This is a genomic window from Streptomyces sp. NPDC006265 (assembly GCF_040613555.1).
Lineage (GTDB): Bacteria > Actinomycetota > Actinomycetes > Streptomycetales > Streptomycetaceae > Streptomyces.
Genome location: NZ_JBEXSH010000206.1, coordinates 1 through 11359 on the forward strand (window position 1 = coordinate 1; position 11359 = coordinate 11359).

At 72.2% G+C, this 11359-nt stretch carries 12 protein-coding genes; 8 read left to right on the forward strand and 4 right to left on the reverse strand.

Annotation, left to right across the window (positions count from 1 at the left end; all coding sequences use genetic code 11):
* The 3 genes from ABZ281_RS18485 to ABZ281_RS18495 form a co-directional block, all read right to left on the reverse strand.
* Positions 1-245, reverse strand: a 245-nt coding sequence (locus ABZ281_RS18485; protein WP_356656724.1) for a response regulator, incomplete at its 3' end; no start/stop codon positions are given.
* A gap of 117 nt (positions 246-362) precedes the next feature.
* A complete protein-coding gene (locus ABZ281_RS18490; protein WP_356656726.1) occupies positions 363-1439 on the reverse strand; it encodes an LLM class flavin-dependent oxidoreductase in 1077 nt (358 codons plus the stop codon).
* Positions 1440-1503: 64 nt separating this feature from the next.
* On the reverse strand, positions 1504-2094 hold the full coding sequence (locus ABZ281_RS18495; protein ID WP_356656728.1) for a TIGR03086 family metal-binding protein: 591 nt from the start codon (positions 2092-2094) through the stop codon (positions 1504-1506).
* A gap of 62 nt (positions 2095-2156) precedes the next feature.
* On the opposite strand from ABZ281_RS18495, the gene ABZ281_RS18500 reads away from it, so the two are divergent.
* Entirely contained in the window at positions 2157-2990 is an 834-nt protein-coding gene (locus tag ABZ281_RS18500) for a helix-turn-helix domain-containing protein (RefSeq protein WP_356656730.1), read from the forward strand.
* A gap of 16 nt (positions 2991-3006) precedes the next feature.
* On the opposite strand, the gene ABZ281_RS18505 is transcribed toward ABZ281_RS18500, so the two are convergent.
* Positions 3007-3894, reverse strand: a complete 888-nt coding sequence (locus ABZ281_RS18505; RefSeq protein WP_356656732.1) for an NADP-dependent oxidoreductase — start codon at positions 3892-3894, stop codon at positions 3007-3009.
* Positions 3895-4018: 124 nt separating this feature from the next.
* On the opposite strand from ABZ281_RS18505, the gene ABZ281_RS18510 reads away from it, so the two are divergent.
* The 7 genes from ABZ281_RS18510 to ABZ281_RS18540 all read left to right on the forward strand — a co-directional run.
* Positions 4019-4432 carry a helix-turn-helix domain-containing protein gene (locus tag ABZ281_RS18510; protein WP_356656734.1) on the forward strand — a complete coding sequence of 138 codons (414 nt, stop codon included), beginning with the start codon at positions 4019-4021 and terminating at the stop codon, positions 4430-4432.
* 40 nt (positions 4433-4472) lie between these two features.
* Positions 4473-5129, forward strand: a complete 657-nt coding sequence (locus ABZ281_RS18515) for an aldehyde dehydrogenase family protein (RefSeq protein WP_356656736.1) — start codon at positions 4473-4475, stop codon at positions 5127-5129.
* Between the two features lie 53 nt (positions 5130-5182).
* Positions 5183-5353 (forward strand): hypothetical protein, encoded by a 171-nt coding sequence (locus ABZ281_RS18520; RefSeq protein WP_356656738.1) that lies wholly within the window; start codon positions 5183-5185, stop codon positions 5351-5353.
* A complete protein-coding gene (locus ABZ281_RS18525; protein ID WP_356656740.1) occupies positions 5350-5958 on the forward strand; it encodes a GPP34 family phosphoprotein in 609 nt (202 codons plus the stop codon). Before ABZ281_RS18520 ends, ABZ281_RS18525 begins: the two co-directional genes overlap by 4 nt.
* A 268-nt stretch (positions 5959-6226) precedes the next feature.
* Entirely contained in the window at positions 6227-8884 is a 2658-nt protein-coding gene (locus ABZ281_RS18530; protein WP_356656742.1) for a CocE/NonD family hydrolase, read from the forward strand.
* Entirely contained in the window at positions 8881-9747 is an 867-nt protein-coding gene (locus ABZ281_RS18535; RefSeq protein WP_356656744.1) for an ABC transporter permease, read from the forward strand. The genes ABZ281_RS18530 and ABZ281_RS18535 overlap by 4 nt, the downstream gene beginning before the upstream one ends.
* 130 nt (positions 9748-9877) lie before the next feature.
* Positions 9878-11359 (forward strand): von Willebrand factor type A domain-containing protein (locus tag ABZ281_RS18540; RefSeq protein ID WP_356656746.1); only part of this gene is annotated, 1482 nt, incomplete at its 3' end.

Consider the following 11359-nt stretch of genomic DNA (forward strand, 5'->3'; position numbering starts at 1 on the left):
GCCGTCAGCATCAGCACGGGCGTGCGGTCGCCCTCGGCGCGCAGCACCCGGCACACCTGGAGCCCGTCGATGCCGGGCATCATCACGTCCAGGAGGAGTACGTCAGGACGGTTGCGGTGGGCCTGCGCGAGCGCCTCGACCCCGTCGGCGACCGCCATGACCTGGTAGCCCTCCAGGGTCAGGGCACGCTCCAGGGCGTTGCGGATGGCGCGGTCGTCTTCAGCGAGCAGCACGGTGTGGGGCACGCGTCCAGTGTGCCAAGCCGCCCGGCCCCCCAGGCCGTATGCGCTGCGCCGGGGCGTCCTTCTTACTCCCCTCTCACCAGGGGCCGGGCAACCCGGGAGCCGGGTCCTGCCGTCCCCTCACCGCCGGTCGTGGGCGAGCCGGGCCGCGTGCGTCGGGGCGTCCGGGACGTCCGCCGGGCGGTCCACGGCGAACTCCTTGCGCAGCACCGGCACGACCTCCTCGCCCAGCAGGTCGATCTGCTCCAGCACGGTCTTCAGCGGCAGCCCGGCGTGGTCGATCAGGAACAGCTGGCGCTGGTAGTCGCCCGCGTACTCGCGGAAGGCCAGCGTCTTCTCGACGACCTGCTGCGGGGAGCCGACGGTCAGCGGGGTCTGCTCCGTGAAGTCCTCCAGCGACGGCCCGTGCCCGTACACCGGCGCGACGTCGAAGTAGGGCCGGAACTCGCGCACCGCGCCCTGGGAGTTCTTCCGCATGAAGACGTGCCCGCCGAGCCCGACGATCGCCTGCTCGGGGGTGCCGTGCCCGTAGTGGGCGTACCGCGTCCGGTACAGCTCGACCATGCGCTTGGTGTGGTCGGCCGGCCAGAAGATGTTGTTGTGGAAGAAGCCGTCGCCGTAGTACGCGGCCTGCTCGGCGATCTCCGGGGAGCGGATCGAGCCGTGCCAGACGAAGGGCGGTACGCCGTCCAGCGGGCGGGGCGTGGCCGTGAAGCCCTGCAGGGGCGTGCGGAACTTCCCCTCCCAGTCGACGACGTCCTCGCGCCACAGGCGGTGGAGCAGGGCGTAGTTCTCGACGGCCAGGTTGATGCCCTGCCGGATGTCCTGCCCGAACCAGGGGTAGACCGGGCCGGTGTTCCCGCGGCCCAGCATGAGGTCCACCCGGCCGTCGGCCAGGTGCTGGAGCATCGCGAAGTCCTCGGCGATCTTCACCGGGTCGTTGGTGGTGATCAGGGTCGTGGCCGTGGAGAGGATCAGCCGCTCGGTGCGGGCCGCCACGTAGCCGAGCATCGTGGTCGGCGACGAGGGCACGAAGGGCGGGTTGTGGTGCTCGCCGGTCGCGAAGACGTCGAGCCCCATCTCCTCGGCCTTCAGCGCGATGGCGACCATGGCCTTGATCCGCTCGCGCTCGGTCGGTGTCCGGCCGGTGGTCGGGTCGGGCGTGACGTCGCCGACGCTGAAGATCCCGAACTGCATGGTCGCTCACCCTCCAGGTTGTTTACGGTTCAACCATACCTGGAGAACGGCTGCCCACGTGGGGCTATTCCCAGTGGGGGTCCCTGCCGGTCCGCGCCAGCAGCCGCTCGAACGCCGACGCGTCCGCGCTCTCGGGCACCGGCTCCCCGAACATGCCCATCTTCCGGGCCGTCGGGGCCAGCTCCTCCACCGCGCCCGCCAGCTCCGCCACGACCGCCTCGTCGGCACCCGGGAAGTCCTGGCCCGTCGCCCGCGCCAGGTCCCACACGTGCACCGTCAGATCGAGCAGCGCCATCGAGCCGACCAGCCGCGCCGGCATGTCCATCCCGCCGGTCGTGCCCTCTTCTGCGCCGGACGCGGACCAGGCCGCCACCAGCCGGTCCGCCTCCCGCGCGAACCGCTCACGCCACCCGGGGTCCTCGCCGACCACCCCGGCCGTCTCGCCGAAGTCCGACGCCTCCTTCGCGGCCAGCCGCTGGAACTGCACGATCACCTGGAAGAGGTGATCGACCAGGGCCCGCACGTCGTACTCGGCGCAGGGCGTGGGCGCGGCCAGCGCCGCGTCCGAAATGCCCCGCACCACCGGCACCGCCCGCTCCCTCGCCCGGGCCAGCAGCTCACCGATGCCGTGGATCCTCACCGCGTTCGTGTCCATGCCCCGACCGTAGGCAGGCCGGGGTCTGCCCCTCTTGAAGAAACGCGACGTACGATCCGGCCATGGAGGCACCCCGCCACGACACCCGCGGGATCGTCGACCCGTCCGGGCTGCTCGACCGCGTCCGATTCCGCCGCCACGAGCCCGCCGAGCCCCTGCGCCGGTACGTCGAGTGGTACTGGCTCATCGACTGGGACCTGCCCGCGCCCTACGCCTCCCACATCGTTCCGCACCCCTCCGTCAACCTCACCTTCCAGTGGGACGAGGCCGAAGGGCCGCCGTACGCCGAGCTCACCGGCGTCGCCCTGGGCCTCTACACCAGGAAGCTGGCCGGGCGGGGCCGCGTCTGCGGGGCGAAGTTCCGCCCCGGCGGCTTCCGCCCGTACACCCCCGAGGTGCCCGTCTCCCGGTGGACGGGCCGCGCGCTGCCCGCCCGGGAGGTGTTCCCGCGGATCACCGGCGACACCGCCCGCGCGGTCGTCACCGCCGCCGACGACCGCGCCCGGGTGGCCGCCCTGGACACCTTCCTGCTCTCCCTGCCCCACGCCCCGGACCCGCAGACCGACCTCGCGATCGATCTCGTCCGGCACATCCGCGCCGACCGCACCGTGCGCCGCGTCGGTGACTTCGCCCGCGCCGAGGGCCTGTCGGTGCGGGCCCTGCAACGGCTGTTCGCCACCTGCGTGGGGGTGAGCCCCAAGTGGGTCATCCTCCGCTACCGCATCCACGAGGCCCTGGAACAGGCCGGCACCCGCGACGACATCGACTGGGCCGCCCTCGCCGCCGACCTCGGCTATGCCGACCAGGCCCACCTCATACGGGACTTCACGGCGACGGTGGGGGTGTCCCCCACGGCGTACGCGACGGAGGCGCGGGCCGGACGCGCCGGACCCTAGGAGGACCCGCACCCCGCTAGGGCACGAGCACCAGCCGCCCCCGCACACCGCCCTCGTCCAGCCGGGCGTGCGCCTTCGCGGCGTCCTCCAGGGCGAACGTCTCGGCCACCCGTGCCGTCAGCACCCCCTCGTCCACCAGCCGCACCAGCTCCGCCAGCCGCGCCCCGTCTGCGCTCACCTCGACCGCACCGGTCCGCACCCCCCGGACGGAGACGGGCTCTGCCTGCGGGATGACGCCGATGTACCGGCCCCCGTCGCGCACTCCGGCCAGGGCCGGCTCACCGAGGACGGCGGCGTCCAGCACCGCGTCGACGTCCCGGTCCACGACGGCACCGACGAAACGCCCGGCCCCCAGGGACCGCACGAACGCCTCGTCGCCCTCGCGCGCCAGCCCGGTCACCGATATCCCCCGGTGCGCGGCGAGCTGGACCGCGTAGCCGCCGACCGCCCCCGCCGCACCCGTCACCAGCAGCGAATCGCCCGGCGCGAGCTCCAGCCGGTCCAGGGCCTGCGAGGCGGTCAGCGCGTTCAGCGGCAGGGCCGCCGCCCGGACCGCGTCCACCGTGGTGGGCGCGAGGGCCGCCGCGTCGGTGTCCACGACGACGTACTCGGCGTGGGTGCCCAGCGGCTTGACCAAGCCGTGGTCGAGGGCCACCACCTCGTCCCCCACGCTCCACGAACTGGCCACTCCCACCGCGTCCACGGTCCCGGCGACGTCCCAGCCCAGCCCGATCCGCTTGCCCGCACCCCCGAAGACACCGGCCCGCACCCCCGCGTCCACGGGATTCAGCGAGGCCGCCGACACCTTGATCCGCACCTCACGCGCACCGGGCTCCGGCACCTCGGTCTCCACGACCTCCACGACCTCCGGCCCACCGAACGAATTCACCACTACAGCACGCACAGCGACACTCCTCGGATTGTCGGTCCCGGGGACGATCTCCGTCCCCTGTACACAACCCTAGGAAGAGTTACTATCCGGGAGTAAGTAGTTACCTGCGAGTGCGTATGTACCCCGGAGGTGAGCCATGGCCACCCTGACGGCCGCCCAGCGGCGCGAGCAGGCCCGCATCGAGTACGACGCGTTCCTCAAGAGCTGCCCCACCAACCAGCTCCTGGACCGCATCAGCGACAAGTGGGTCAGCCTGGTCGTGTCCGCCCTCGCCCCGGGCCCCCTGCGCTACAGCGACCTCGGCCGCAAGATCGCGGGCGTCAGCCCCAAGATGCTCACCCAGACCCTGCGCTCCCTGGAACGCGACGGCCTGCTCACCCGCACCGTCACCCCGTCCGTCCCGGTCCGCGTCGACTACGCGCTCACGCCCCTCGGCCAGAACCTGGCCCTGTTGCTGACCGCCGTGAAGGACTGGGCGGAGAACCACTTCGACGAGGTCAGGGACGCCCGCGAGCGCTACGACGCCGAGGCCGAGTCCGCCGACGCCTGAGGCCCTGTCCGCCGCCTACGGCTCCGCCGGCGAGCGCTGCATGGCCATCTCCGCGGTCGTCGCGGTCGGCTCGATCGGCGACGAACTGGTGGAGAAGATCCGCGAGCGCGCCGAGAAGATCAAGATCGGCCCGGGCGACGACCCGGCCTCCGAGATGGGCCCGCTCATCACCAAGGTCCACCGCGACAAGGTCGCCTCCTACGTCGAGGGCGCGGCGGCCGAGGGCTGCGAGGTCGTCCTGGACGGCACCGGCCACACCGTCGACGGCTTCGAGAACGGCCACTGGATCGGCATCTCGCTGCTCGACAGGGTGCCCACGTCCGCCAAGGCCTACCAGGACGAGATCTTCGGTCCGGTGCTGACCGTGCTGCGCACCGAGACCTACGAGGAGGCCCTGGACCTCATCAACGCCTCGCCGTTCGGCAACGGCACCGCGATCTTCACCCGGGACGGCGGCGCGGCCCGCCGCTTCCAGCTGGAGGTCGAGGCCGGCATGGTCGGCGTGAACGTCCCGATCCCGGTCCCCGTCGGCTACCACTCCTTCGGCGGCTGGAAGGACTCGCTCTTCGGCGACCACCACATCTACGGCAACGACGGCACGCACTTCTACACCCGCGGCAAGGTCGTCACCACCCGCTGGCCCGACCCGGCCGACGCCCCCGCGGGCGTGGACCTGGGCTTCCCGCGCAACCACTGACCGCTACCGGCCACTCCTCCATGGGCGAGCGCCCGCCCATGGAGACTGTGGACATGCACACACCGATGCACCCCCCCACGGAAACCCCCACGACGCTGGGCGAGCAGCTCCTGCTCCTCTCCCTGGACGACGAGTCCGGCGCGGCGAAGGAGACGGCGAAGGTGGCGCCGGCGATCTCCGCTGCCTTACTGGTGGAGCTGCGCTGGCCGGCCGGATCGATGTGACCGACGACAAGGTGACGGTCGTCGACGCCACGCCGCTGGGCGAACCCGCCCTGGACACGGCACTCGCCGACATCGCCGGCCGGGACAAGCCGGGCAGGACCAGGGACTGGATCACCCGGCTGAAGACGGACGCGGCGGCCTGGGCGAACCGGGGCCTGATCGAGAAGGGTCTGGTCCGGGAGGAGAAGAAGAAGGTGCTCGGCCTCTTCTCCGTGCGCCGCTATCCCGAGGCGGACGGTTCGGCGGAGGCGGCGGTGCGGCGGCGGCTCGACGAGGTCGTCCTTCGAGGAGCGGCGCCGGACGAGCGTACGGCGTGCCTGGTGGCCCTGCTGCACGGCGCGAAGCTGCACCGGCTGGCTTTCCCGGACGCCGACGGGCGTGCGGTCCGGGAGGCCATGGTGAGGGACCTCCTGCAGTGTGCGGTGACATCCGGCCGGCCGTCGGCGGCACGGCGGACGGCTCAGTTCGAGGGCCGTCTTCCACGGCCAGTCGTCCGAGTCGAGGTTGCGGGCGGGGTCGGCGGGGTCCACGTTCGCCGCGACACACGCCGAGGCCAGTTCGGTACGAAGAGTCGACTCGGTTTGATCAATGCTTTACCCATGTGATGGGCGTCACATGGCAAATACTTTCTCGGAATTTGAGATTCCGATTGTGCTCCATTCTCCTCTCGGGATTTGTTCGCATGTAAAAGCGATGTGGGCTCGGTGCCCTGCCCACCGAGCCAAGAACAAAGGAATCCCGAGGCGGCGGAGTGTCCCTGGTCGGCATACTGCGGACGCGGTATGCCGAGGAGCCCCGTACTCCTCTGGGAGGGGCGCCGGTTCGACCCGCGGTCGACAACAGTTCGACAGCTTCACCCCGTACCGTTGACGCATGGATCTTCGACTGCCCGGACTGAACGGGCTGCTTCGAAGGCCCCGGAGGCTCCTCGCCGCCGGGGCCGCCGTCGTCGTCCTCGCGGGTGCGGGCACGTGGACCGCCGTCGCGAACGACGACGTGCCTCCGGTCCACCGCGAGGACCGGGCCCTGCCCACCGGCGACGGCATCCGCGTCGACACCTCCTTCTTCACCTCCGGAGGAGACCGCCGCCGCCCCGCCGTCCTGCTCGGACACGGCTTCGGCGGCAGCAAGAAGGACGTACGGCAGCAGGCCGAGGACCTCGCCCGGGACGGCTACGCCGTGCTGACCTGGTCGGCCCGCGGCTTCGGCAAGTCCAACGGGAAGATCGGCCTCAACGATCCCGAGGGCGAGGTCGCCGACGTCTCGAAGCTCATCGACTGGCTGGCGAAGCAGCCCCAGGTCGCGGTCGACAAGAAGGGCGACCCCCGCGTCGGCCTGGCAGGCGCCTCCTACGGCGGCGCGATCGCCCTGCTCGCCGCGGGCCACGACCACCGCGTCGACGCCATCGCCCCGGCGATCACCTACTGGAACCTCGCCGACGCCCTCTTCCCGAACGGCGTGTTCAAGAAGCTCTGGGCCGGCATCTTCGTCAACTCCGGCGGCGGCTGCGAGAAGTTCGAGCCCGCGCTGTGCCGGATGTACGAGCGGGTCGCCGAGTCGGGCAAGCCCGACGCAGCGGCGCGCAAGCTCCTGGAGGAGCGGTCGCCGTCCGCCGTCGGCAAGGACATCAAGGTGCCGACCCTGCTGATGCAGGGCCAGTCCGACTCCCTCTTCCCGCTCGGCCAGGCCGACCAGGCCGCGAAGGCGATCCGTGCCAACGGCGCCCCCGTCGACGTCGACTGGATAGCGGGCGGGCACGACGGCGGCGATATGGAGACCGGCCGGGTCGAAGGCCGCGTGACGTCCTGGTTCGACCGCTACCTGAAGGACGACAAGAGCGCCGACACCGGCCCCGCCTTCCGCGTCACCCGCACCCTCGGCACGGGCTCCGGCGACGGCGAACCCCGCCTGACCGGCGTGACCTCGGGCCGCTACCCCGGCCTGGAGGCCGAGCAGCGCTCCATCGCCCTGGCAGGCCGCGAGCAGAGCTTCGACAACCCGCCCGGCGCCGGCCCGCCCGGCATCTCCGCCCTGCCCGGCCTCGGCGACGCCGGCGGCCTCAGCCGGCTCTCCACGCTCGGCATCGGCGTCTCCCTCGACTTCCCCGGCCAGTTCGCCGCGTTCGAGTCGGCGCCGCAGCGCGAGGACGTCCAGATCACCGGCTCGCCCACCGCCACCGTCCACGTCAAGTCCACCACCGACGACGCCGTGCTCTTCGCCAAGCTCTACGACGTCGGCCCGGGCGGAGACACCCGGCAGGTGCTGCCCTCCCAACTCGTCACGCCCCTCAAGGTCGAGGGCGCCAAGGCCGGCAAGGACGTCACCATCACCCTCCCGGCGATCGACCACGAGGTCGACGACGGCCACCGGCTGCGCCTGGTCCTCGCCTCGACGGACCTCGGCTACGCCTCCCCGGTCTCCCCCGCGACGTACACCGTCTCCCTCAAGGGCGACCTGAAGGTCCCGTCGGCCCTCGGCGGGCGTGACACCGAGCGCGGGCTGCCCGCCTGGGTGTGGTGGATGCCGATCGCCGGCGCCGTGATCGCCTCGGCGCTGATCATCACGGGCCGCCGCCGCACCGCGGCCCCCGCCCCGCCCGACCCCGAGCTCGCCGAAGTCCCCCTCCAGATCACGGACCTCACCAAGCGCTACGCGAAGTCCTCCGACCGGTACGCCGTCAAGGACCTCTCCTTCCGCGTGGAGAAGGGCCAGGTCCTGGGCCTGCTCGGCCCCAACGGCGCGGGCAAGACGACCACCCTGCGCATGCTGATGGGCCTGATCAGGCCTGACGGCGGCGAGATCCGCGTCTTCGGCCATGCCATCAGCGCGGGTGCCCCGGTCCTCTCCCGGGTCGGCGCCTTCGTCGAGGGCGCGGGTTTCCTGCCCCACCTGTCCGGCCGCGAGAACCTGGAGCTGTACTGGCGCGCCACGGGCCGCCCGCCCGAGGACGCGCACCTGGAGGAGGCCCTGGAGATCGCGGGCCTGGGTGACGCCCTCGCCCGCGCGGTGCGCACCTACTCCCAGGGCATGCGCCAGCGCCTCGCCATCGCCCAGGCCATGCTCGGCCTGCCGGACCTGCTCATCCTCGACGAACCGACCAACGGCCTCGACCCGCCCCAGATCCGCGAGATGCGCGAGGTGATGATCCGTTACGCCGCCGCCGGCCGCACGGTCATCGTCTCCAGCCACCTTCTCGCGGAGGTCGAGCAGACCTGCACCCACCTGGTCGTGATGGACCACGGACAGCTCGTCCAGGCGGGCCCGGTCGCGGACATCGTCGGCTCGGGCGACACCCTCCTCGTCGGCACGGCCACGCCCGTGGACGAGCCCGTCGTGGAGAAGGTCGCCGCGCTGCCGGGCGTCGCCTCGGCCGTGCGCGCCGACGAGGGCCTGCTCGTCCAGCTCGACGCCGACGGCACCCCACAGCGCCTGGTCGCCGACCTCGTACGGCTGGACGTGCCGGTGCGGTCGGTCGGCCCCCACCGCCGCCTGGAGGACGCCTTCCTCACCCTGATCGGAGCCGAAGCATGAGCACGCTCGCCGAGCCGCCCGTCGAGGTCGCCGACGGCTACCGCGCGGGCCGCACCCTGCCCTTCCGCGTCGAGCTGGTCCGGCAGCTGAAGCGGCGCCGCACCCAGGTCATGGCCGGAGTCCTGGTCGCCCTGCCGGTCATCCTGCTCATCGCCTTCCAGGTCGGCGGCGACCCGGGCGGCAACAACAACCGCCTGAACCTCATGGACACGGCGACCGCGTCCGGTGCCAACTTCGCCGCGGTCAACCTCTTCTCCGCGGCCGGCTTCCTGCTCGTCATCCCCGTCGCGCTGTTCTGCGGCGACACGGTCGCCTCGGAGGCGAGCTGGTCCTCCCTGCGCTACCTGCTCGCGGCCCCCGTGCCCCGCGCCCGGCTGCTGTGGTCCAAGCTCGCCGTCGGACTCACCCTGAGCCTGGCGGCGATGGTCCTGCTCCCGGTCGTCGCCCTCGCCGTGGGGACGGCCGCCTACGGCTGGGGACCGCTCGAACTCCCCACCGGCGGCAGTCTGTCCACCGGCACGGCGGCCCAGCGCATCCTGATCGTCGTCGCGTACATCATGGTGTCCCAACTGGTCACCGCCGCCCTCGCGTTCTGGCTGTCGACCCGGACGGACGCCCCGCTCGGCGCGGTCGGCGGCGCGGTGTTCCTCACCATCATCGGCAGCGTCCTCGACGAGGTGACCGCCCTCGGCGACTGGCGTCACTTCCTGCCCGCGCACTGGCAGTACGCCTGGCTCGGCGCCGTCCGGCCCCAGCCGGAGTGGTCGGACATGATCCAGGGCACGTCGATCTCCGTAACGTACGCGCTGGTGCTGTTCGCCCTGGCCTTCCGCGGTTTCGCCCGCAAGGACGTCGTCTCCTAGGTCAACGGAGGATCACCCACCGGTCTCGAAGGCCGGTCCCCGTGGCCGCTTCGAGACGCTTCCGCAACACCCCGTACCGCACGTTCCGGCTCCCAGCGCCGTCACAGTCGCAAGAAGCCGACGCCAACGGATGCAGGGGGTACGGACGATGGAACGGTTCCGCACACGAACAGCGCTGCTCGCGCTCACGGCGGCGAGCGGCCTGCTGCTCACGGCGTGCAGCGGGGGCGCCGACACCGGCAAGGCCGGCAGGGCAGCCGACCGCCACGACTACAGCGCGGGCCAGCCCGCCCCCGCCGAGGGCCAGGACGCCGACGAACGCCGCCGGGAGGACCCCGGCCGCCACCTCTCCACCTTCGCCCTCGACGTCGACACCGCCTCCTACGACTACGCCCGCCGCGCCCTCGCCGACGGCCGGCTGCCCGACCCGTCGACGGTCCGCCCCGAGGAGTTCGTCAACAGCTTCCGCCAGGACTACGACCGCCCCGACGGCGACGGCTTCTCGGTCACCGTCGACGGCGCCCGCACCGACGACGAGAACTGGTCCCTGGTCCGCGTCGGCCTCGCCACCCGCACCACCGAGCGCACCGGTGAACGCCCGCCCGCCGCCCTCACCTTCGTCATCGACGTCTCGGGCTCCATGGCCGAACCGGGCCGCCTCGACCTCGCCCGGAAGTCCCTCTCCGTGATGACGGACCGGCTGCGCGACGACGACTCGGTCGCGCTCGTCACCTTCAGTGACGAGGCCGAGACCGTTCTGCCGATGACCCGCCTCGACGGCAACCGCGGCGAGATCCAGGACGCCGTCTCCGACCTGAACACCCAGGACTCCACCAACCTCGGCGCCGGCGTCGAGACCGGCTACGAGACGGCCGTCGAAGGCCTGCGCGAGGGCGCCACCAACCGGGTCGTCCTCATCTCCGACGCCCTCGCCAACACCGGCGACACCGACGCGGACAGCATCCTGGAGCGCATCTCCGGCGAGCGCCGCGAGCACGGCATCACCCTCTTCGGCGTCGGCGTCGGCAGCGACTACGGCGACGCCCTCATGGAGAGGCTCGCCGACAAGGGCGACGGCCACACCGTCTACGTGTCCGGCTCCGACGAGGCCCGCAAGGTCTTCTCCGAGCAGCTCCCGCGCAACGTCGACCTCACCGCCCGCGACGCCAAGGCACAGGTCGCCTTCGACCCCGAGACGGTCGAGGAGTTCCACCTCGTCGGCTACGACAACCGCCGCGTCGCCGACGAGGACTTCCGCGACGACCGCGTCGACGGCGGCGAGGTCGGCCCCGGCCACACCGTCACCGCCCTGTACGCCGTACGCACCGAGCCCGGCGCCGAGGGCCACCTCGCCACGGCCACCGTCCGCTGGCTCGACCCCGGCACCCGTACTCCGCACGAGGAGTCGGGCGACCTGGAGGCACGTGACCTTCACGACGGCCTGCGCACCGCGCCCGAGGGCCTCCAGGTCGCTGCGGTCGCGGCCTACTTCGCCGACACTCTCCGCAGTGGCGGTGACGGTCGGCCCGCACTCCAAGGCCGACCGTCTCTACGGCAACTGACCTCCGCCCGCTCAGGGGAGGCGCAGGGGCTCGGGCACAGCACCGAACCC